This is a genomic window from Rugamonas rubra, from assembly GCF_900114705.1.
GTDB lineage: Bacteria > Pseudomonadota > Gammaproteobacteria > Burkholderiales > Burkholderiaceae_D > Rugamonas > Rugamonas rubra.
In genome coordinates this window covers 216071-238209 of sequence record NZ_FOTW01000011.1, presented here as the reverse complement: position 1 = coordinate 238209, position 22139 = coordinate 216071, and the positions used below count along the sequence as shown (strand labels likewise).

12 protein-coding genes and 1 pseudogene are annotated in these 22139 nt (G+C 70.1%); 3 read left to right on the top strand and 10 right to left on the bottom strand.

From position 1 onward, the window contains the following. Nucleotides 1-115 precede the first annotated feature (115 nt). From BM252_RS13050 to BM252_RS13045, 3 genes and pseudogenes are all read right to left on the bottom strand, one after another. Nucleotides 116-5527 carry a beta strand repeat-containing protein gene (locus tag BM252_RS13050; RefSeq protein ID WP_425442313.1) on the bottom strand — a complete coding sequence of 1804 codons (5412 nt, stop codon included), beginning with the start codon at nt 5525-5527 and terminating at the stop codon, nt 116-118. Between the two features lie 1593 nt (nt 5528-7120). Continuing rightward, nucleotides 7121-7663: pseudogene (locus BM252_RS32215) on the bottom strand (DUF4347 domain-containing protein); the annotation flags it as partial. Nucleotides 7664-8105: 442 nt separating this feature from the next. After that, on the bottom strand, nt 8106-8756 hold the full coding sequence (locus BM252_RS13045; RefSeq protein WP_093388000.1) for a phage tail protein: 651 nt from the start codon (nt 8754-8756) through the stop codon (nt 8106-8108). 230 nt (nt 8757-8986) lie between these two features. Here BM252_RS13045 and BM252_RS30095 point away from each other — a divergent pair, with 230 nt between their 5' ends. Further along, a complete protein-coding gene (locus BM252_RS30095; protein WP_139236474.1) occupies nt 8987-9187 on the top strand; it encodes a hypothetical protein in 201 nt (66 codons plus the stop codon). Nucleotides 9188-9272: 85 nt separating this feature from the next. Here BM252_RS30095 and cphA read toward each other — a convergent pair whose 3' ends face one another. Continuing rightward, nucleotides 9273-11846, bottom strand: coding sequence for a cyanophycin synthetase (gene cphA, locus BM252_RS13040; RefSeq protein ID WP_093387999.1), 2574 nt, complete (start codon nt 11844-11846; stop codon nt 9273-9275). Between the two features lie 93 nt (nt 11847-11939). After that, a complete protein-coding gene (locus BM252_RS13035; protein ID WP_093387997.1) occupies nt 11940-14105 on the bottom strand; it encodes a cyanophycin synthetase in 2166 nt (721 codons plus the stop codon). A 392-nt stretch (nt 14106-14497) separates the two neighbouring features. Here BM252_RS13035 and BM252_RS13030 point away from each other — a divergent pair, with 392 nt between their 5' ends. Together BM252_RS13030 and BM252_RS13025 are read left to right on the top strand one after the other, a co-directional pair. Then, complete coding sequence (locus BM252_RS13030) at nt 14498-16777, top strand: cyanophycin metabolism-associated ABC transporter (RefSeq protein ID WP_093387996.1); 2280 nt, start codon at nt 14498-14500, stop codon at nt 16775-16777. A 31-nt stretch (nt 16778-16808) separates the two neighbouring features. After that, nucleotides 16809-17279, top strand: a complete 471-nt coding sequence (locus BM252_RS13025) for a cyanophycin metabolism-associated DUF1854 family protein (protein WP_093387994.1) — start codon at nt 16809-16811, stop codon at nt 17277-17279. 33 nt (nt 17280-17312) lie between these two features. Here the strand turns inward: BM252_RS13025 and BM252_RS13020 are convergent, their stop codons facing one another. Genes BM252_RS13020 through BM252_RS13000 form a run of 5 tightly spaced genes read right to left on the bottom strand, consistent with a single transcriptional unit; the run spans nt 17313 to nt 22138 of the window. Continuing rightward, nucleotides 17313-19127: an ABC transporter ATP-binding protein gene (locus tag BM252_RS13020; RefSeq protein ID WP_093387993.1), complete on the bottom strand. Its 1815-nt coding sequence runs from the start codon at nt 19125-19127 to the stop codon at nt 17313-17315. After that, a complete protein-coding gene (locus BM252_RS13015) occupies nt 19124-19690 on the bottom strand; it encodes a hypothetical protein (protein ID WP_093387991.1) in 567 nt (188 codons plus the stop codon). Before BM252_RS13015 ends, BM252_RS13020 begins: the two co-directional genes overlap by 4 nt. Next, nucleotides 19687-20265 (bottom strand): MauE/DoxX family redox-associated membrane protein, encoded by a 579-nt coding sequence (locus BM252_RS13010; RefSeq protein ID WP_093387990.1) that lies wholly within the window; start codon nt 20263-20265, stop codon nt 19687-19689. The genes BM252_RS13015 and BM252_RS13010 overlap by 4 nt, the downstream gene beginning before the upstream one ends. After that, nucleotides 20262-21143, bottom strand: a complete 882-nt coding sequence (locus BM252_RS13005; RefSeq protein ID WP_245774235.1) for an SDH family Clp fold serine proteinase — start codon at nt 21141-21143, stop codon at nt 20262-20264. The genes BM252_RS13010 and BM252_RS13005 overlap by 4 nt, the downstream gene beginning before the upstream one ends. After that, complete coding sequence (locus BM252_RS13000) at nt 21140-22138, bottom strand: ATP-grasp domain-containing protein (RefSeq protein ID WP_093387988.1); 999 nt, start codon at nt 22136-22138, stop codon at nt 21140-21142. Before BM252_RS13000 ends, BM252_RS13005 begins: the two co-directional genes overlap by 4 nt. Nucleotide 22139: the final 1 nt, after the last annotated feature.

The following is a 22139-nucleotide window of genomic DNA, read 5'->3' as shown; positions in this document are numbered from 1 at the left end:
CAGGGGGCTGCGGACGCGGCGGAGACGCGGCGACGGGGGGCGGAGGGAGGACGAGGGAGGCGGCGGCGCGCACGGGCGCCGCCGGAGGGGGGCTAGCGCGGCGGCGCCGCGCCGGCTAGACCAGCCACAGGCCGTTGCCGGCGAACTGGGCGGCGACGACGTCCTGCTGCGCCACCCAGGCGCCGATCAGCTCGGCCCGGCTGTGGCCGGCCAGGTAGTCGCCCCAGTGGGCGCTGCCGCCGGCGGCCGTGTCGGCCAGCGCGCTGTTGGCGTACAGCGACTTGACGAAGGCGGCGTCGTCGACGCCGTCGTAGCGCGCCTTGAACTCGGCCGAGTTGGCGAAGCCGCGCGCCAGCGCCGCGGCGCCATCGCCGCCCTGCACCCACCAGCTGAAGCCGGCCAGGTCGCCGGCGCGGTCCAGCACCGCCTCGTACAGCAGGCCGACGGTCTGCAGCGTGGCCGCCGCGGCCTGGCTGAACGACAGGTCGACGGCGCCGTCGGCGAAGGCGCCCTGCTCGATGCCGCTGAGCGTGTCGAGGTCGGCGTTGGCCTTGTCGGCCACCTTGAAGGCGCCGTCGGCCGCCAGCACCAGCTTGTAGTCGGCCAGCTTGCCGGTGTAGACGGCGGTGTCGACGCCGTCGCCGCCGACCAGCACGTCGCTGCCGGCGCCGCCGTCGAGGCGGTCGTCGCCGCCGCCGGCGATCCAGCCGGTCTCCTGCTCCAGCCCGGCGCTGGCCACGCTCAGGCCGGCGCCGGCCGCCTGCAGGGCGCGGTGCTCGTTGCTCAGCGCGAAGCCGAGCAGCACCTCGGCGCGGCCCATGGCGGCGTGCCCGGCGTCGCCCTGCAGCGCCGCCAGCCAGTAGGCCTGGCCGGTGGCGTCGGGCGCCCGGCCCAGCACCTGGTGGTACAGCTGCTGGACGTAGGCGGCGTCGTCGAGCTTGGCCTTGTCGCCGCCCTGCCACTCGGCCGACTGCAGGAAGCCGTCGGCGATCTGGCCCGTCGTGCCGGCGCCGCCCAGCCAGAAGTTCAGCCCGGACAGGTCGGGCGCGCGGCCGAAGGCGGCGTGGTAGAGCAGCGCCACGTCGGCCAGCCTGGCCGGCGCGGCGGCGAGGAAGGCCAGCTCGGCGCTGGCGCCGTTCAGCTCGGCGCGGGCCAGCGCCTCGCTGGCCGCCGGCGCGAACAGCGCCGTCTGGTGCTGCGCGCTCAGCGCGCCGTCGGCGCCGAGGTAGAAGGTCCAGCCGCCCTGGGTGCTGCGGCCGCCCTGCAGCACGTCGCCGCCGCCGCCGCCGAGCAGGCTGTCGTTGCCGATGCCGCCGGCCACCTTGTCGTTGTCGGCGCCGCCGTCGAGGTAGTCGTTGCCGCCGGCGCTGCCGATGATGTCGTCGCCGCCGCCGCCGAGCAGGCGGTCGTCGTCGGCGCCGAGCAGGATGTTTTGCACGGCGCCGTCGCCGATGACGAAGTTCTGGCCGCCGCCGCCGCGCAGCGTGGCGCCGCCGACCACGGCGGCGAAGTCGACGTTGTTGAGCTGCAGCACGCTGCCGGTGTTCAAATGGCTGGCGTCGATGACGATGCCGATGGCCGTGCCGTTGGCCGCGCCGCCGGCCGGCGGCGTGCTCGAACTGCCGTTGATGAAGATGGTCTGCGGCCCGGCGCCGGCGGCCACCGTCGGCACCAGCGTCTTGGTCTGCAGCAGGGTGTTGCTCAGCAGCGCGGCGAGGAAGTCGCTGCCCTGCCCCGTCATGTCGTGCTGCACGCTCGAGCCGGCCACGGTCTTCTGCTCGATGCGCATGATCAGGTCGAGCAGCGCCTGGGCGTTGCTCAACAGCGCGGTCGGGCCGTCGGCCTGCAGGCCGGTGCCGACCGGCAGGCTGACCGTCAAGGTGGTGCCGGCGCTGCCGGCCGGCGCCGCGACGCCGAGCGGGATGTCGGCCAAGGTGGCGTTCGGCGTGTTCGGATCGTCCGGCCGGGTCGGCACCACCACCGGCACGTCGACGGCGCTGTTGTTGAGGCCGGTGGTCGGGTCGGTGGTCGTCGTCGTGCTGATCGGCACGCCGTCGACGGTGCCGGGCACGGCCGGCGGCGTGCTCGGCGGCGGCGCCGTGTCGACCGCGTAGCTGTTCGAGTTGACGCTGCCCAGGCCGGCGTTGCCGGCCTCGTTGAGCACGCCGGCGGCGTTCAGCGCGATGACGTTGGCGCCGGCGCTGACGCCGTTGGCCGGGGTCAGGGTGGCGCTCCAGGTGATGCCGCCGTCGGCCGAACTGAGCGCGCTCAGCGTGCCGTTGCCGATGCTCAGGTCGCTGTTGTCGAAGCCCGTCACCGGCTCGCTGAAGGTGACCGTCACCAGGCTGGTGGCGCCGACGCCCAGGCTGGCGGCGGCGACCACGATGCTGGCCGTCGGCCGCACCGTGCTGACGACGTAGTTGTTCGAGTCGGTGCTGCCGGTGCCGGCGTTGCCGGCCAGGTCGGTCAGCGTGGCGTTGGCCAGCGTCAGCAGGTTGCTCGCGTCGGTCACGGCCGACGTTGGCGTCAGCGTGGCGGTCCAGGTGGTGCCGCCGTCGCTGCTGGACAAGGTGCTCAGCGTGCCGTTGGCCAGCGTCACGTCGCTGTTGTCGAAGGCGGTCACCGCCTCGCTGAAGGTGATCGTCACCAGGCTGCTCTCGCCGGCCTTCAACTCACTGTCGGCGACGACCACGGTGGCCGTCGGGCGCTGCTGGTCGACCACGTAGTTGGCCGAATCGGTCACGCCGACGCCGGCCACGCTGGCCAGGTTGGTGTAGCCGGTGTTGTCGAGGCGGATGAAGTTTGTCGCGTCGCTGACGCCGGCGGTCGGCGTCAAGGTGGCCGTCCAGGTGACGTTGTCGACGGTCGAGACGGTGCCCAGCGTGCCGTTCTGCACCGTCAGGTCGGCGGCGCCGAAACCGCTCACCGCCTCGGAGAAGACGATGCTGACGGTGGCCGTGTCGCCGATCTTGAGCAGGCTGTCGTCGAGCGTGATGGTGGCCGTCGGCACCACCGTGCTGACCGCGTAGTTGTTGGAATCGACGCTGCCGACGCCGGCGTTGCCGGCCAGGTCGGTCAGGCTGGCCTGGTTGAGCGTGACGAGGTTGCTGGCGTCGAGCACGCCGACGCTCGGCGTCAGCGTGGCGGTCCAGGTGATGCCGCCGTCGGCCGAGCTGAGTCCGCTCAAGGCGCCGTTGGCCACCGTCAGGTCGGCCGTGCTGAAGTTGTCGACCGCCTCGCTGAAGGTGATGGTGACCAGGCTGGTCTGGCCCAGCGCCAGCGAGCTGGCGGCCACCACCACACTGGCGGTGGGGGCGGTGCTGTCGAGGATGTAGTTGGGCGAGTTGCTGCTGCCGCTGCCGGCGTTGCCGGCGGCGTCGCTGACGGCGCTGGTGTCGATGGTGATGAGGTTGCTGGCGTCGTCCAGGCCCGCCGTCGGCGTGAAGGTGGCGGTCCAGGTCAGGCCGCCGTCGCTGGAGGCCGGTGCGCTGAGCGCGCCGTTGGCCACCGTCAGCGCGGCGTTGGTGAGGCCGCTGACCGCCTCCGAGAAGGTGAAGGTGACCAGCGCGGTCTGGCCGGCCGCCAGCGCGGCGTCGCTCATGGTCACGGCGACGGTCGGGCGCAGCGTGTCGACCGTGTAGTTGAGCGAGTCGGTCACGCCGACGCCGGCCGTGCTGCCGCCGTTGACGACGCCGCTGTTGTCGAGGCGGATGAAGTTGCTGCTGTCGCTGACGCCGGCGCTCGGCGTCAGAGTGGCGGTCCAGGTGATGTTGTCGCTGGTCGAGACGGTGCCCAGCGTGCCGTTCTGCACCGTCAGGTCGGCGCTGTCGAAGCCCGTCACCGCCTCGGAGAAGACGATGGTGACGGTGGCCGTGTCGCCGATCTTGAGCGCGCTGTCGTCGAGCGTGACGGTGGCCGTCGGCACCATGGTGCTGACGGCGTAGTTGTTGGAATCGACGCTGCCGACGCCGGCGTTGCCGGCCACGTCGGTCAGCGTGGCCTGGTTGAGCGTGATGATGTTAGTCGCATCGATGACGCTCAGCGTCGGCGTCAGGGTCGCCGTCCAGGTGGTGCCGCCGTCGGCCGAGCTGACCGCGCTCAGGGTGCCGTTGGCCACCGTCAGGTCGGCGTTGCTGAAGTTGGCCACCGCCTCGCTGAAGGTGATGGTGACCAGCGAGGTGTCGGCGCCGGTCAGGTTGTCGTCGGCGACCACCACGCCGGCGCTCGGCGCCACGTTGTCGTAGCTGAAGCTGTGGCCGGCCACGCTGCCGTCGTTGCCCTGGGCGTCGGCCACCTTCAGCTTCAGCGTGCTGCTGCCGGCCAGGGTGACGCCGGTCCAGCTCAGCGCGCTGCCGCTGACCATGGCGCTGATGTCGCTCCAGGTGGCGCCGTTGTCGAGCGAGCCCCAGACCACCTCGCCGGCGGCCAGCGGCGCGCTCAGCGTGGCCGTGACGGTTTGCGCCGCCGTCGCCGTGATGAAGTCGCTGGCGCTGCTGCCGCTGTCGACCGACAGGGCCAGGGCGCTGAAGGTGGTGGTCGGCGCGGTGGTGTCGAGGGTGACGTCGAGCGCCGCGCTGACGGCGCCGCTGACGGCGCCGGCGGCCGAGGTGACCTGGGCGTAGACGTGGTAGGTGCCGTCGGCCACGCCGGCCGTGTTCAGGCCGGTCACGCTCCAGCTGCCGTTGTTGACGGTGGCGCTGGCGGCGCGGTCGGTGCCGGCGTCGTAGACGCCGTTGCCGTCGACGTCGACGAAGACCCGCACCGTGCTGCTGCTGTCGCCGGCGGCGCTGGTGCCGGAGAAGTCCAGGCTGGTGGCCTTGGTGGCGTTGTCGCCGGTGTTGGCGCCGCTGTCGCTGCCGCTGGCCAGGTCGAGGCCGCCCGGCGTGCCCGGCGTGACGGTGACGCTGATGGTGCGGGTGGCGTTGGCGATGCCGTCGGAGACGCGCACGGTGAAGCTGTCGGTGCCGGCGAAGCCGGCGGCCGGCGCGTAGCTCAAGGTGCCGCCGGCGCCGATGTCGGCGCCGCCGCTGCTGGCGGTGGCGCCGCTCAGCACCAGCGTGCCGTGGGCCGGCGCGCTGCTCTGGGTCCAGGTCAGCGTCTGGCCGCTGTCGCTGTCGCTGACGTGCAGCAGCGCGGCGATGTCGGCGGCGCCGGCGTTCTGCGCCAGCGCCAGCGTGGTGGTGGCGCCAACGAACACGGGAAGTACGTCGACCGGCAGCAGCAGGCGGCCCTCGACGCCGGCGTTGGCGGCGCCGTCGGAGGTGGCGTCGACCCAGGCGGCGGCGAAGTTGCCGTTGGCCACGCCGGCCAGCGCCGAGCTGTGCTGGTCGCCGCGGCGGTGCTGGTTGATCTCGAACTCGTTGGCGTCCTGCGCCACGCCGGCGGCGTTGTAGCGGCGGCCGAACAGGCCGTTCAGGTCGTAGTCGCCGCTGTCGGCCTCCCAGCCGACGACGAAGCCGCCGTCGCTCAGCGCGGCCAGCGAGGCCTCGTACTTGTAGCCGCCGGACGAGGTGTTGGCCTGCACCATGGCGCCGGCCGGCGTGCCGGCGTTGTCGTACTGGCGGAAGAAGATGTCGGTGCGGCTGTAGTTGACCAGGTCGGCCGCCGCGCTGTCCCAGGCGACGACGAAGCCGCCGCCGCTCAGGCCGACCACGTGGGCCAGCGGCGCCGAGGTGTAGTAGGAGTAGGCGCTGGCGTCGGTGCTGACCGCCAGCACCGTCGACGGCGCGCTGCTGACCACGGCGTTGACGTTGGCCGTGTTGTAGTCGCCCCAGACCACCACGTATTCGCCGTTGCTCAGCGCCGCCACGCTGGGGCTGATGTCGCTGCCGCCGGCGTCGATGACCAGCTCGACGCCGGACTTGGCGCCGCTGGCGCCGTCGAACTTCTGCGCGTGCACGGTGCCGGCGTTGTTCCAGGCGATGACGAAGTCGCCATTGCTCAGGGTGGTGACGCTGGGCTGGCTCTGCTCGCCGGCCACGGTGGTGTTGGCCAGCGACTGGGCCCCCACCGTGCCGTCGGCGGCGACGATGCGGTAGCCGATGTCCAGGCCGTTGGCGCCCGGCGTGGTGGCGTAGGCGACGACGAAGCGGCCGCCGCCGAGCGCGGCCACGGTCGGCGCGATATCGTCGATGCCGTTGGCCGCCGCCGTGATGGCGAACTCGGCGCCGACGGCGTTGCCCAGCGCGTCGTGGATCTGGCCGTAGATGCCGTTCTTGCCGCTCGCCTCGCCCTGGCCGTCCGACTGCCAGACGGTGACCACGTTGCCCGTGCTGAGGGTGGCCATGGCCGGCGCCAGCTGGTCGCCGGCGGCGTGGCTGCTGACATTGATGTCGTCGGTGAAGTTGAGGTCGGCCGAGCTCTCATCCTTGACCGTGTAGGTCAGGGTCTTGCTGTAGCCCTGCCCGCCGATCGGGTTGCCGCTGGCGTCGGTCTGGTACAGGTCGTAGTAGCGGACTGTGATGCTGCCGGTCTGCTCGATGGCCGGCACCGCGCCGGCGCCCAGGCTCAAGGTGGCGGTGCGCACGGTGGCGCCGTCCGAGGCCAGCGTGAACAGGTTGGGCACCGACTGGCTGTCGATCTCCCATTTGCCGCCGAAGGTGGCGCCGGTATCGGTCGGGGTCAGCGTGGCGACGCTCAGGCCGGCGGTGGCGTCGGACAGGAACACCACCTTGTTGGAGACGATGTCGGTGGGCGCGTTGTCGGGCGTGATGCTGCCGCCCGAGGTGGTGTTGCTGCCCGGGCTCTCGACGGTGATCCAACTGTTGGAGAAGCTGTCGTAGTGGGTGGTGTCGCCGGGCATGGTGTCGACGAAGCGCCAAATGGTGCCGATCACCGAGACGGGGGTGAAGCCGTCGGTGGGCACCACGTAGGTGGTCCAGCTGGAGCCGCCGTTGGAGCTGTACTGGAAGTCGCCGCGCGTCACATACCAGAGGAAGGACGGGTGGCTGATGTTGCTCATGCTGACCTTGTCGATGGTCTGCGTCACGCCGCCGCTGGTGTAGGTGCTGTAGCTCCAGGTGTAGCTGGTGCCGCCCGGCCGCACGTAGACGCCGGTCGGCAGGTTCATGTTCTGCGCCGTCGGCAGCAGCGCCTGGTAGTCGGCGCCGTCGGCCAGCAGCGTGTGCGGCTCGACCCGGCCGCTGTGCACCTCGAGGTTCCAGTTGCCGCCCAGCGCGGCCGCGCCGGTGGCGTCGCTGGAGGCTGCCACGTCGGCGTGGGTGGCGCGCGCCAGCGCCTGCACCAGGGCGGCGCCCTTGGCGCCGGCGCCGACCTCGCAGCCGTACAGCAGCAGGTCGGCGTCGGGCGCCAGCGCGCGGCCGATGGTCGCCAGCTCGGCGCCATGCTGCGCCACGCCCTGCTGGTCGAGCAGCAGGCTGCCCAGGCTGAGCTGGCCGGCGGCGCCGTGCGAGACGATCTGCAGCGAGGCGATGCCGCTGCGCCCGGCCAGCACCGCTGCCATCTGCGCCAGGCCGTCGGCGCCGGCGCTGAGCAGGTGCACCTCCTTGCCCGGCGCCAGTCCGTCCAGCAACTGCTGCAGGTTGGCGACGTCGCTTTCGATGAACACCAGTTCGCTGGGGGCGGCGGCCGACGGCGCTGTGGACGGGAGCGGCAGGAATGGATCGTCGGAAGGGAGTTGATCCGGGCGGGCAAGAATGGACATCGCTATTTCCTCAGTAAGGTGCAGGTCTGCATCCGCCTGCGGCGCCAACGCGTCTTGCGCATCGACGACAACGGGCACGTGGACGAACGCCGACTAAATTTTCGCTAGATTTGTGAATATCCATCAAATTATACCGTCGGCACCAGCAATCGACAAAATCGAATGGAAACGGAGTGTTGTGCTGAATATGCAAATTTCGGTGGGCGTGACATTGTTTTAGTTTTTAACAGAAAAACATATGCTAGTGCCGCACAGAAAATTGCAGAATTGAATAGACAGAGTATCCACGCCCGCCGTGCCGAACGGCGCCGAAACAAATGCGGCGATAAAACATGACTTAATTTTAAATATATTTATTTGATAATTTTTAGTAAATTGCATCCGTCGCCGATGCGCCATGCCACGGCATCGATGCCATGGCGGCGGCGCGCCGGCATCGACCTCAAGGCCGCGGCGGATAGATGCCGGTCAGCGCGATGATGTAGTTCATCGTCAGCGCCGGCTGCAGCGTGCTGACGCTGACCGGCACCGACACGGTGAACGGAATGGCCTGGCCGCCGCCCGTGTTGGCGTTGGCGATGGTGCCGCCGCCGCCCACCACGCTGGCGGAAAACGGCTTGAGCGTGGTGTTGGCGGGGTTGGAGCTGTAGATCTTGGCCGCCGCCAGGCCGGCAATGGCCTTGCCCAGCACCAGCGTGGTGCCGGGCACGTTGTCGGTCTCGCCGCCGCTGTCGACCGGGATGGCGACGTTGACGCTGGTGCTGGCGCCCGGCGTGAAGGTGGCCGTGTGGGTGTGCGACGGCATGTTGTTGACGCCGACCGTGACGCTGCCGCTGCCCACGGCGGTGACGCTGGCGCTGGCCGCGCCGCTGGCCTGGCCTATGGTCTGCATCACCTGGCTGCCCAGCGGCACCTTGGAACGCAGGTCGGGCAGCTGGAAGGTGCTGCTGCCGTTGCCGCCGTAGGTGATGCCGATCAGCGAGAACAGCGCGGCGTACTGCTGCACGTTGAGCGTGCTGCCGTCGCACAAGGCCCAGCCCTCGGGCACCCAGGGCACCGGCCACAATATGATTTGACCAACAAACGGATCCATTGACATCTCCTTGTATATTGATTTCGTTCGGCGAGTCGATCATCGATATTGTCGATGCGGCCACGAGATAATCGAATCGTCGGCACGCCTGAATATAATGCCATAGCGAACAGCAATAAAATCGAATGCAATGGAAAGTTTTCCGCCGGCCCATCCATTCTAAAATGGTGATAATCAGAGAGAATTATCAATAGCACCATGGCGCCGCGCCGCCGCCGGAGGAGGAATGGATGAGTTTCGAATGGCCGGCCGGCGTGATATTCCCGGCGGCCAGGCAGGGAAACGGCGAGGATATTGTTATCGTAGCGAACTGGTCAATGAAAATGAATATGCCGGCGCCGCTTCTGCCGAGCTGGAATATATATGGCGCAAGCCATCCGGAATATCCGTTTTCGAAGGGTGGATATTATCCCGCAAGTGTTGCGAATTAGAAAAACCGGACATAAAAAAAGCCGCCGCGGCGGCGCCCTGGGGGGCGACGCGGCGGCGGCCGGCGCGGCAGCAGGCGGCCTGCGCTCAGCCCTCGGCGATGCGCTTGGCGATGTGGGCCAGCGCCTCCTCCACCTGGTCGACCAGGATCAGGCACAGGTCGCCCTCGCCCAGCCGGGCCAGCGCGGTGTCGATGGCGAGGAACTCGCCGTTGATCTCGTCGATGTGGCTGGTGCGCGGCGCGGCGGCCAGGCCGGCGCGCAGCAGCGCCACCACCTCGCCGTCGACGCGGCCGCGCTGGCACTGGTCCTGGTACAGCACGACGTCGTCGAAGGCCTTGCCGAGGATTTCCGTCTGCTGGCGGATATCCTCGTCGCGGCGGTCGCCGGCGCCGCTGATGACCACGCTGCGGCGCTTGGCCGGCATGGTCTCGACCGCCTGCACCAGGGCCAGGATGGCGTCCGGGTTGTGGCCGTAGTCGGCGATCAGGGTGGCGCCCCGGTAGTCGAACACGTTGAAGCGGCCGGGCGCGTTGTCGGAGTCGTTGGCGAAGGTTTTCAGGCCGAGCCGGATGGCGTCCCAGCCGATGCCCACGCCCCAGGCGGCGGCCACCGCCGCCATGACGTTCTCGACCTGGAAGCCGATGGCGCCGTTGCGGGTGATCGGCACCTGGTCGAGCGCCACGGCGTGGCGCTGCGCGCCCTCGACGGCGACCAGCTGGCCGGCGTCGACGAACAGGCTGCGCTTGCCCTGCGCCAGGTGGGTGGCGATCACCGGGTGGCCGCGTTCGGCGCCGAAGAAGATCACCTTGCCACGGCAGTTGGCGGCCATGCCGGCGACGATCGGGTCCATCGCGTTGAGCACGGCGAAGCCGCTGGCGGCGACGTTCTGCACGATGACGCGCTTGAGCACGGCCAGGTCCTCGACGGTGGTGATGTAGTTCAGGCCGAGGTGGTCGCCGGTGCCGATGTTGGTCACCACCGCCACCTGGCAGCGGTCGAAGGCCAGGCCCTCGCGCAGCACGCCGCCGCGCGCCGTTTCGAACACGGCGGCGTCGACGTCCGGGTGCAGCAGCACGTTGCGCGCGCTGCGCGGGCCGCTGCAGTCGCCGCTGTCGGTGCGGCGCCCCTCGACGTAGACGCCGTCGGTGTTGGTCATGCCGGTGCGCAGGCCGGCGGCGGTCAGCAGGTGGGCGATCAGGCGCACCGTGGTGGTCTTGCCGTTGGTGCCGGTGACGGCGACCACCGGGATGCGGCCGTTCTCGCCCTCGGCGAACATAGTGTTGACGATGGCCTCGCCGACGGCGCGGCCCTTGCCGTAGGACGGCGCCAGGTGCATGCGCAGGCCGGGCGCGGCGTTGACCTCGACCACGCCGCCGCGCTGCTGCTCGATCGGCTGCAGCACGCCGTCGCAGACCACGTCGACGCCGCAGATGTCCAGGCCGATCATCTGCGCCGCCTCGACGGCGCGGGCGGCCACCTCGGGGTGGACGTCGTCGGTGACGTCGGTGGCGGTGCCGCCGGTCGACAGGTTGGCGTTGTTGCGCAGGATCACCCGCTGGCCCTTGGGCGGCACCGAGTCCGCCTCGTAGCCCTGCAGCGCCAGACGGGCCAGGGCGATGTCGTCGAAGCGGATCTTGGTCAGCGAGGTCGAGTGGCCGCTGCCGCGGCGCGGGTCGGCGTTGACCTGCTGGACCAGCTCGCGCACCGAGTGCACGCCGTCGCCGACCACCTGGGGCGGCTCGCGGCGGGCGGCGGCGACCAGCTTGTCGCCGATCACCAGCAGGCGGTAGTCGTTGCCGGGCAGGAAGCGCTCGACCATGATGTCGTCGCGGAACTCGCGCGCCACTTCGAAGGCGCGCACCAGTTCCTCGCGCGAGTTGATGTTGACGGTGACGCCCTTGCCCTGGTTGCCGTCCTTCGGCTTGACCACCACCGGCAGGCCGATCTCCAGCGCGGCGGCCCAGGCGTCGTCGGCGTCGGCCACGGCGCGGCCCAGCGGCACCGGCACGCCGGCCGCGTGCAGCAGCTTCTTGGTCAGCTCCTTGTCCTGGGCGATCGCCTCGCCGATGGCGCTGGTGCTGTCCATCTCGGCGGCCTGGATGCGGCGCTGCTTGCTGCCCCAGCCGAACATCACCATGCTGCCCTCGGTCAGGCGGCGGAACGGAATGTCGCGCGCCACGGCGGCGGCGACGATGGCGCCGGTGCTCGGGCCCAGGCGCACGTCCTCGTCGAGCTCGCGCAGCTCGGCCAGCGCGCCGTCCAGGTCGAACGGGGTGTCGGCCAGGGCGGCGTTGATCAGGTTGTGCGCCAAGGTCAGCGCCAGGCGGCCGACCGCCTCCTCGCTGTACTCGACCACGCTCTGGTAGATGCCGTCCTCGAAGGTCGGCGTGGTGCGGCTGAAGGTGACCGGGCAACCGGCCTGCGCCTGCAGGCACAGCGCGGCCAGTTCCAGCACGCGCGCCAGCGGCACATTGTCGGCGTCGTGGCCGGTCGGCTGCAGCGCGCCCAGCGCCGGGAAGCGGGCGCGCAGGCGCGCCTCGAAGCCGGGCAGGCGGGCGATGGCCTGCTCGTCGGCGGCGCAGGAAACGATGACCTCGACGGCCGTGTGGTGGCTCCACAGATTGGGGCCGCGTAGCGCGCGGGTGCGTATAACTTCCATAAATCCGATTATCCTGTCGTGTTATCTGCGTCGCGTCGCCGGGGTGGCGGGACGCGCGTCACATGGCGCCGCCGCTGGGCGGCGCCGGTTTTCTCAATACGCTGCGGCTTTCGGTTCGAGCTCGAAGGTGCGCAGGCCGGCGCCGATCAGCTCGGCCGACAGGCCCAGCGCCCAGCCGGCGGCGACGGCGGCCAGCACGGCCTGGGTCGGCAGCTGCGGCGACAAGGACACGGTGGCCAGCTCCTCGGCGCCCTCGGCCATGACGATGCCGGCGCCGTGCTGGTAGACCACGCGCAGGCCCTGCTTGCGGTGGCTGCTGATCGCCTCGACCTGCTGGTCGACGCCGTAGAAGATCACCGCGCCGTCGCACAGCTCGGCCATCTCGACCACCTGCGGGTCGTCGGCGTTGAGCACCGCCGTGCCGCTCGGCAGCACCACGTCGACCTGGGTGCGCAGCACCGAGTACAGCTGGTCGGCGCTGTCGATGTAGAACTCGCCGAGCGCCTCGTGGCCGCTGACGTCGGTGACCACGCCGACGGCGCACTTGTCGTAGGCCAGGCCCTCGCCGAGGATCATGCGGGCGCCGCTTTCGAACACCGCCGCCTCGACGCTCTTGTTGAGCAGCAGGCGCTCGCCCGACTCCCAGTCGGACAAGCCGTCGCGCGGCAGCAGGCGGCCGTTGACGAACAGGCCGTCGGCGCAGCTTAGGCCGACCTTGCTGCCGGCGAGCTGCTGCAGCCAGGCGATCAGCCGCGCCGTGATGGTGGTGCCCTGGCCGCCGCTGACGCCGACGATCGGCATGCGGCCGCTCTCGTCCGGCGCGAACAGGTGGTCGACGATGGCCGCGCCGACCGCGCGCGGCTGGCCGCTGGCCGGCTTCAGGTGGGCCAGCAGGCCGGGACTGGCGTTGACTTCGATGATGGCGCCGCCCTGCTCCTCGAGCGGGCGGGAGATGTCCTCGGCGACGACGTCGATGCCGGCGATGTCCAGGCCGACGATGCGCGCCGCCAGGGTGGCCATGGCGGCCACGCTCGGGTGCACCAGGTCGGTGACGTCGGCGGCGACGTTGCCGTTCGGCTGGATCAGCACCTTCTGGCCGGCCGCCGGCACCGAGTGCGCCGTCATGCCCTGGCGTTGCAGCTCGAGGATGACCTCGGCGCCCTCGTCGGGCGCGATGGCGTTCAGCGGCGCGTCCTCGGTGGTGCCGCGGCGCGGGTCGGTGTTGATCTGGCTGTCGACCAGGGCGATGATGTTGGAGACGCCGTCGCCGACCACCCACAGGGCCTCGCCGGCGGCGGCGGCGACCAGGCGCTTGCCGACCACCAGCAGGCGGTGCTCGTTGCCGACGATGCAGCGCTCGACGATGACGCTCTTGCTGCCGCCCTTGCGCGCGGCCAGCAGGTAGGCCGCCTCGACGTCGGCGCGGGTCATCAGGTTGAGCGAGACGCCGCGGCCGTGGTTGCCGTCGTAGGGCTTGACGACGACCGGCAGGCCGATGTCCTGCGCCGCCTCCCAGGCCGCCTCGGCGCTGGTGACCAGCTCGCCCTCGGGCACCGGCACGCCGCAGGCGGCCAGCAGGGTCTTGGTCAGGTCCTTGTCGCTGGCGATGCCCTCGGCGATGGCGCTGGTGCGTTCGGTCTCGGCGGTCCAGATGCGGCGCTGGCGGGCGCCGTGGCCCAGTTGCACCAGGTTGCCGTCGGTCAGGCGGATGGACGGGATCTTGCGCTCGGTGGCGGCGTCGACGATGTTGCCGGTGCTCGGCCCCAGGCACAGCGCGTCGACCATGTCGGTGAGCTTTGCAACGGTGGCGGCCAGGTCGTAGGGGCGGTCCTCGATGGCGGCCATCAGCAGTTCGCGGCCGGCGGCCAGGGCGGCGCGGCCGACCTGCTCCTGGCGCGTGCGGAAGGCCATCTTGTAGATGCCACTACCCTCGGCGGTCTGGCGCGTCTTGCCGAAGCCGGTGCGCATGCCGGCCAGGTTTTGCAGCTCCAGCACGACGTGTTCCAGGATGTGGCCGGCGTAGGTGCCGTCGCGCAGGCGCTCGAGGAAGCCGCCGCGCTCGCCGACGCCGCAGCGGTGCTCGACCAGCGCCGGCAACATGGCGGTCAGCCGCTCGTACAGGCCGGGCAGCTTATTCGAAGGAAAGTCTTCCAGCGCGCCAATATCCAGCCAGGCCTCGATCACCGGGCGATAGGTCCAGATATTCGGTCCGCGCAAGTGGGTCACACGGAGAAATTCTATGTCTTTCTTCTTAGTCATGTTTCTATTCTTGTACTTTGTGATGCATCTTTGTTAACGGCCGTCGCAGCTTGCGCCGTATTGTAAACCTGCCGCCCCGTCCCCCGCCCGATTTTGCATTTATGCGCGGCAATTCCGCCCTGTTTTGGCGCTGCCATTGTTGTGGCGGTAAGGCATTATTCGTTTTTCTCGACAGCAGCTCTTGCTGTATACTCGCCGCAAAGATCTGGCCCCTCCGCGTTGATTTCCGTCAAATGTTCCTCAGTGACAGAATACCGTAAATAAGCGCCCCCATCAGCCGCAATCCGGCGCCGCGATCGCGTTTATTTCGGGGTGCGGGGCCGGATTTCACGATTTTTCCCACAGTTTTCAGACTTTGCCAGAGGCAAAGAACATCCGGAGTCCGCAGCACGATGACAACAGCACAACTTTCCTCAGAATCCAGCCTCGTCGAACTGCCGCTCGCCTGGCGCTCGGATGTGCAGGCGCAACTTTCCAAAGGGGAAAACGTTGTCAGTGCCTTGGTGGTTGACCTGGATGCGCAACTTCATTTCTCCAAGGGCATAATTGTTGTCACGGAAGGCCGTATTCTGGCCCGCGCGGCCGGCCAGAACGCCTGGCAGGACTGGCCCTTCCGCGCCGGCCTGGCCTTGAAACACCACGACCACGCCGGCGTCGGCCACCTCGAATTATTGGATCAACAAGGCCGGCTGGCCGACTGGCGCTTCACCCTGGGGCAGAACCTGCACGCCATCCGCCTGGTCGAGCAGTTCGCCGCCCGCCTGCACAGCCGCGTCACGGGCGAACCGCTGGCGCTCGACGACAAGAACGTCTGCCCCAGCTGCAAGGCGCCGCTCGAGCCGGAGCAGGAGGAATGCCCGATCTGCACCAAGGTGGTCTACACGCCGCCGTCGACCTGGACCCTGTTCCGCCTGTGGCGCTTCACCAAGCCCTACCAGGGCCAGCTGGCGCTGGGCTTCATCCTGATGCTGCTGGGCACCGCCGCGCACATGATCCCGCCCTACCTGACCATGCCGCTGATGGACAATGTGCTGATCCCCTACCAGAACGGCAAGCCGGTCGACACCATGCTGGTGACGCTGTACATGTCCGGCCTGGTCGCCTCGGCCGTGCTGGCCTGGGTGCTGGGCTGGGCCAAGACCTATGTGCTGGCCCTGGTGTCCGAGCGCATCGGCGCCGACCTGCGCACCGCCACCTACGAGCATTTGCTGAAACTGTCGCTGGAGTACTTCGGCGGCAAGCGCACCGGCGACTTGATGTCGCGCATCGGCAGCGAGAGCGACCGCATCTGCGTGTTCCTGTCGCTGCACCTGCTCGACTTCGCCTCCGACGTGCTGATGATCATCATGACCGGCGTGATCCTGTGCTCGATCGACCCCTGGCTCGCCGCCGTCACCCTGCTGCCGCTGCCCTTCATCGCCTGGCTGATCCACGTCGTGCGCGACCGCCTGCGCACCGGTTTCGAGAAGATCGACCGGGTCTGGGGCGAGGTCACCAACGTGCTGGCCGACACCATCCCCGGCATCCGCGTGGTCAAGGCCTTCGCCCAGGAGGCGCGCGAAGCGTCGCGCTTCCGCACCGCCAACAAGCACAACCTGGCCGTCAACGACAAGCTCAACAAGATCTGGTCGCTGTTCTCGCCCACCGTCTCCTTCCTCACCGAGCTGGGCCTGCTGGTGATCTGGGTGTTCGGCATCTACCAAGTGTCGAAGGGCCACATCACGGTCGGCGTGTTGTCCGCCTTCATCGCCTACAGCAGCCGCTTCTACGGCCGGCTCGACTCGATGAGCCGGATCGTCTCGGTGACGCAGAAGTCGGCCTCGGCCGCCAAGCGCATCTTCGACATCCTCGACCACGTCTCCTCCGTGCCCGAACCCACCAACCCGGTCAAGCTGGCCAAGGTGGAGGGCAACATCACCCTGCGCGAGGTCGGCTTCCGCTACGGCAACCGCGCGGTCAACCGCGGCATCAACCTCGACATCAAGGCCGGCGAGATGATCGGCCTGGTCGGCCACTCCGGTTCCGGCAAGAGCACGCTGGTCAACCTGATCTGCCGCTTCTACGACGTGTCCGAGGGCGCCATCATGCTCGACGGCGTCGACATCCGCTCCTTCCCGGTGTCCGACTACCGCCGCAACATCGGCCTGGTGCTGCAGGAGCCCTTCCTGTTCTTCGGCACCATCGCCGAGAACATCGCCTACGGCAAGCCGGACGCCAGCCGCGAGCAGATCATCGCCGCCGCCCGCGCCGCCCACGCCCACGAGTTCATCCTGCGCCTGCCGCAGGCCTACGACTCGATGGTCGGCGAGCGCGGCCAGGGCCTGTCCGGCGGCGAGCGCCAGCGCATCTCGATCGCCCGCGCCCTGCTGATCGATCCGAAGATCCTGATCCTCGACGAGGCCACCTCCTCGGTCGACTCGGAGACCGAGAAGGAGATCCAGAAGGCGCTCGACAACCTGGTGCACGGCCGCACCACCATCGCCATCGCCCACCGCCTGTCGACCCTGCAACGGGCCGACCGCCTGGTGGTGCTGGACCGTGGCGTGGTGGTCGAGGAAGGCAGCCACGACGCCCTGATGGCGCTCGAGGGCGCCTACCACCGGCTGTACCAGGCGCAGGCGCGCAACGTCGACACCGATCCGGACGACGAGCGCACTTCGAACCCGGAATAAGCACAATACGCAACCCAGAGAGCACCGCACCATGACCACCACGCCATTCACCTTGAGCCGCAACAGCTACGGCCGCCTCAGCCTGACCAGCGCCGACGGCACCGTCCACGACAACGTCGCGCCGGCGCGCGCCTTCCCGGTGCAGGCGCCGCAGGACGGCATCGCCATCGTCAGCAGCGACGGCAAGGAGGTCGCCTGGATCGACCGCCTGGAGGACCTGCCGGCCGCCACCGCCGCGCTGGTGCGCGAGGAGCTGGGCGGGCGCGAGTTCATGCCGGAGATCGCGCGCATCGTCGCCGTCTCCAGCTACGCCACGCCGTGCACCTGGAGCGTGGCCACCGACCGTGGCGACGCCGAGTTCGTGCTGCGCGGCGAGGAGGACATCCGCCGCATCGGCCTCGACACGCTGCTGGTGTCGGACACCCACGGCATCCACTTCCTGATCCGCGACACGCAGCGACTCGACAAGCACAGCAAGAAGATCCTCGACCGCTTCCTGTAGCGCGCCGCGCGGGAAAAGTTCCCGCCGCGCCGGCTAGGCGCTGTCGCGGTACATCGCCAACTGGTTCTCCATCAACTGGAAGTACAGGCCGTCGCGCTGGCGCAGCAGCTCGGCGTGCGTGCCCTGCTGGGCGACGGCGCCCTGGCGCAGCACCAGCACGCGGTCGGCCTTGACGATGGTCGAGTAGCGGTGCGCGATGATGATCGTCGTGCGGCCGCGCATCAGCTGCTCGAGCGCCGTCTGCACCAGCAACTCGCTGGCCGAGTCGAGCGCGCTGGTGGCCTCGTCGAGGATCAGGATGCGCGGGTCGCGCAGCAGCGCGCGGGCGATGGCGACACGCTGCTTTTGTCCACCCGACAGCTGCACGCCGCGGTCGCCGACGATGGTGTCGTAGCCCTGCGGGAAGGCGGCGATGAAGTCGTGGGCGTTGGCCAGCCGCGCCGCCGCCTCCACCTCGGCCGGCGCCACCGCGCGGCCGGCCACGGCGAAGGCGATGTTCTCGCCTATGCTGCCGGAAAACAGCGACGGCTCCTGCTCGACGATGGCGATGTTGGCGCGGATGTCGGCCAGCGCCAGCGCGTCCGCCGTCTGGCCGTCGAAGCGGATGGCGCCGGCGTCGGGCCGGTAGAAGCCCAGCAGCAGGCTGGCGATGGTCGACTTGCCGGCGCCCGAGGCGCCGACCAGCGCCACCTTCTCGCCGGCGGCGATGGCGAAGCTGACGTCGTCCAGCGCGGCCCGCCCGGGCCGCTCCGGGTAGGCGAAGCTGACACCGTCGAAGGCGATGCGGCCCTGCAGCCGGCGGCCGGCGCCGGCCGCGCCCTCGCCTTCCGGCGCGCTGTCGATGATCTCGAAGACGCGCTCGGTGGCGCCGATCGAGCGCATCCAGTCGCCCCAGTAGTCGCTGAGCGCGCCGGCCGAGGCGCTGACCATGCCGGCGTACAGCACAAAGCTGACCAGCTGGCCCACCGTCAGCCGCCCGCCGGCGATCAGCCCGGCGCCCAGCCACAGCGTCAGCAGCAGCGCCAGATAGGTCAGCAGCGAGGAGACGCCGCGGAAGCCGGCCAGCAGGCGCACGTTGCCCAGCGCGGCGTCCAGCGCCGCCGCCGTGGCGGCGTGGTAGCGTTGCCGCGCCCCGGCGTGCTGGCCGAAGGCGTGCACCAGGCGGATGTTGGTGAAGTGCTCGTGCGCCACCTTGCCGCAGTCGGCCTGGCGCTGCTGGATCTCGCGGGCGCGGCCGCGTAGCAGGCCGCCGGCGCGCTTGCCCAGGTACAGGCTGAGCGGCACGCAGACCAGTAGCACCACGCTCAGCTGTGGCGAGATCGACAGCAGCATGGCGGCGGCGCCGAGCAGTACGCACAACGAGCGCAAGGAGATGGCCAGGCCCATCGTCAAGGTGTCGTGCAGCACCTCGACGTCGGCCGCCAGGCGGCCGGTCAGCTCGCCGACGTTGTGCTTGTCGTAGAAGGCGATGGGCTGGCGGATCAGCGCGCCGTACAGCAGGCGGCGGATGCGGGTGACGATCATCAGGCCGGTCGACTCGAAGAGGTAGTAGCGCAGGGTGGTGGCCAGCGCCTGCAGCGTCAACACGGCCAGCATCAGCAGGCCGAAGCGGCCGGCCCAGTCGCCGCCACCGCCGCCGATGTTGTCGATGAAGTGCGACAAGGCCTTCGGGTACAGCAGCTCGACGGCCACCGTCAAGCCCATGAAGAACAGGCCGGCCAGCAGGCGCGGCGCGAAGGCGCGCAGCAGGCGCAGCCGCTGCAGGTGGGGCCGGCCGGCGCCGGGTCCGGGTCCTGGCCCGGCGCCGGGCGCGGCGGCCGGCTTGGCGGCCGGCTTGGCCGCGCTCATGCCGCCGCGTCCGCGTCGAGCTCGCGCATCTGCGCGGCGAAGCTGAGCCAGTCGTCGTCGCCGATCGGGCCGCCGGCCTGCAGCGCGCCGTGCTCGTCGACGAACAGGTAGGCCGGCGAGGCCAGCAAGGGGTTGAGCCGGCGGTAGGGCTTGGCGCCGACCCGCAGCGTGACGCCGTCCAGGCCGCTGCCGGCCAGCCAGCGGCGCAGCCGCCAGCCCGGCTCGGTGCTGACCAGGCGCAGCTCGACGCCGGCGCAGGCGGCCAGCGGCGCCAGCGCGGCGAGCTCGGCCAGCTTGGCGCGGCACTTCACGCACTTGCTCGACAGGAAGAGCAGCACCGTCGGCCGGCCGGCCGGCAGCGCCTCGCGCCACGGGCCCTTGCCGACCAGCGGACGGCCGCGCACGGCCGGCACGGGCGCGCCGAGCGGCAGGGCGTCGGCCCGGGCGCCGTCCAGGCCGTGTTGTTTCAGCAGGCCCAGCAGACGGAAGCTCAGCTTGAGGTTGAGGGCGATGGCGCCGGCCAGCGCGGCCAGCGCCAGGTGGATGGTGTCGAGTTCGCTCATGCGCCCTCCTCCGGCGTGCCCAGCAGCGTGACCAGGTCGTGGAAGTGGACGCAGAGCACGGCCAACAGCAGGCCCAGGCCGGCGCACATCAGGCGCGCGGCCAGGCCGGCCCCCACCTCCTCGCCGGCGGCGGCAAGCGCGCCGCCGGCCGCCGGTTCGCCGCCGTGGCCGCCGCCGGCCAGCGCGCCGACGATGGCGGCGATCAACAGCAGGTTGCGCAGCAGGTCGTAGCCGGACACCGGCCGCTCGGCCTCGCCGAAGCAGCTGCAGCGCACCACGTCGCGGCTGACGAACTGGTAGCCGACCACCAGCGTGAAGCTGAGCAGCATGGCCAACGCGGCGAGCAGGGCCTGGTCGTCGGCGCCCGAGTCGACCAGCAGGACCGCGCCGAGCAGCCCCTCGGCGCCCACCAGCAGCGGCGCCAGCAGGGCGGCCAGGCCGGCCGACAGGCCGAAGGACTCGACCAGGTTGTGCTTCAGGCCGGCGAAGGAGGCGGACTTGCCCCAGGCGCCGCACAGCAGCAGGAAGCCGAGCAGGTAGCGCAGCGTGGCGCCGAAGAACAGCTCGCCGCTCATCGCAGCACCTGCGTCTCGCTCCATGCCGGCAGCAGCCCGTCGGCGCGGTGCTGGCGCAGGCGCAGGCCGTCGCTGCTGGCCAGCAGCACGTCGTGCCAGGGCTGTTCGACGGACTGGCGCGCGCTGCCGCCGACGGCCGCCTGGAACACCGTCGACAGTTGCCAGGCCAGCTGCTCGACCTGCTCGTGGCGCTCGACGCGCAGGCCGAGCCGGCCCAGCTCGTCGCCGTCGATGGCGTAGTCGTGCGAATGGTAGCCGTACATCAGCTGTTCGACAATGCGCCGGCGCGCCGCCCCGTCCAGCCGCGGCAGCTGGTGGGCCAGCAACTCCTCGCCGATCTGGCGCAGCTCCTCGCTGCGCCGGTAGAAGGCGGTCAGGGTCGGCGGGAAGACGCTGTTGCACAGCAGCTCCAGCGACTGCTCCCTGGCCTGCTGCGAGTCGGCGCCGAACCAGTCGGCGGCCATGTCGCCGAAGCGCTTGATGTCCATGCAGGACAGCGTGGTGGCGGCGCCGTCGTCGCCGCCGCCGTGCAGCAAGGGGTCGATGGGCGAGAAGAGCGCCATCTCGCCGGCGACGATCTGGTCCGCCGCCAGGCACAGGATGGTGGCGGCCGACTGGCAATAATAGGGCACGATGAAGGCCAGCTGGCGGGCGTGGCGGCGCAGCAGCAGGGCGATGCGGCGCGCCGCGTTGACCTCGCCGCCACGGCAATGCAGCACCACGTCGAGCCGCTCGCACGGGCCGATGCCGCGCAGCTGCTCGTACAGTGGCGGCAGCAGCTCCATGTCGAGGTGGGAGGCGGCCAGCAGCAGCACCCGGCTGTCGCGCGCCAGCTCGATGCCGCGCAGGCTGTGCAACAGGTGCAGCGGCGCGCTCACGCGGCGCCCCGCAGCAGGGTGTCGGCCAAGGTCTCGAGCAGCTTGAACTCGGGAATCAATTGCTCGATGTAGAGGAACTGGCCGGCGGGATTGTTTTCCAGGAAGACGTGTTCGCCGTCCGGCGTGACGATCAGGTCGAGCGCGCCGAACTGCAGGCCGTAGCCGGCGACGAAGGCGCGACAGCGCCGCTCGATCTCGGCCGGCAGCGTGGTCGCCTCGTAGCGGATCTCGGCCGCCATGTCGCGCACGTCGACCATGGTGCGGGCGTCGTCCTGCGAGTGGATCTTGGCGGCGAACAGCTGCTCGCCGATGATGGTCACGCGCAGCTCGTATTGCTTGGGGATGTATTCCTGGAACTGGCAGGCCAGCTCGCCGACGGCGTCGATGTTGTCCATCATCTCCTCGCTGACGATGGTGGTGCCGATGCCGCCGGTCTGGCGCAGCGCCTCGGCCACCTCGTCGGCGCCCAGCGCCGGCGTCGACATCGACTTGAAGACGATGTCGCCCGGCACGCCCTGGCGGAAGGCGCGGACCCGCGCCGGCGCGTTGCTGACGATGGTGGCCGGCACGCGGAAGCCCAGGGCCATCGCGCGCTTGAGTTGCTCGCCCTTCCACATCGCCGCCCGCACGGCGGACGGGTGGCCGATCCAGAAGCAGTCGAGCGCCATCAGCAGGCCGAACAGGGCCTGCTCCGTCTCCTGCTTGGCATAGGCGGACTCCTGGGCCGACAGGTCGGCGCTGCGGAAGGCGTACTCGGCCGGCTTCCTGGCCCACACCGCGCCGATCTCGCCCATGCCGACGCGCTGGTCGCTGGGCAGGTGGCGCAGGTCGCCGCCCCACTCGCCCTGGCGGAAGCGCTGGCACAGTTCGTAGTCGCGGGGGAAACGGTCGAGATCGAGGCGGAAGGGGGTGCAACCCTTGCCGATCAGAATGGGAACGACGAGGTCGGCGTGCAGATCCGAGCTGTTGCTGACAATCAGGACTTTTTTGGCCATG

Coding starts and splice junctions, on each gene's coding strand:
- BM252_RS13050 (WP_425442313.1), bottom strand. CDS start 5,527: ATGGTGCAGGCCAACACCTCGTCCGGCGGCTACAAGTACGAGGCCTCG.
- BM252_RS13045 (WP_093388000.1), bottom strand. CDS start 8,756: ATGGATCCGTTTGTTGGTCAAATCATATTGTGGCCGGTGCCCTGGGTG.
- BM252_RS30095 (WP_139236474.1), top strand. CDS start 8,987: ATGAGTTTCGAATGGCCGGCCGGCGTGATATTCCCGGCGGCCAGGCAG.
- cphA (WP_093387999.1), bottom strand. CDS start 11,846: ATGGAAGTTATACGCACCCGCGCGCTACGCGGCCCCAATCTGTGGAGC.
- BM252_RS13035 (WP_093387997.1), bottom strand. CDS start 14,105: ATGACTAAGAAGAAAGACATAGAATTTCTCCGTGTGACCCACTTGCGC.
- BM252_RS13030 (WP_093387996.1), top strand. CDS start 14,498: ATGACAACAGCACAACTTTCCTCAGAATCCAGCCTCGTCGAACTGCCG.
- BM252_RS13025 (WP_093387994.1), top strand. CDS start 16,809: ATGACCACCACGCCATTCACCTTGAGCCGCAACAGCTACGGCCGCCTC.
- BM252_RS13020 (WP_093387993.1), bottom strand. CDS start 19,127: ATGAGCGCGGCCAAGCCGGCCGCCAAGCCGGCCGCCGCGCCCGGCGCC.
- BM252_RS13015 (WP_093387991.1), bottom strand. CDS start 19,690: ATGAGCGAACTCGACACCATCCACCTGGCGCTGGCCGCGCTGGCCGGC.
- BM252_RS13010 (WP_093387990.1), bottom strand. CDS start 20,265: ATGAGCGGCGAGCTGTTCTTCGGCGCCACGCTGCGCTACCTGCTCGGC.
- BM252_RS13000 (WP_093387988.1), bottom strand. CDS start 22,138: ATGGCCAAAAAAGTCCTGATTGTCAGCAACAGCTCGGATCTGCACGCC.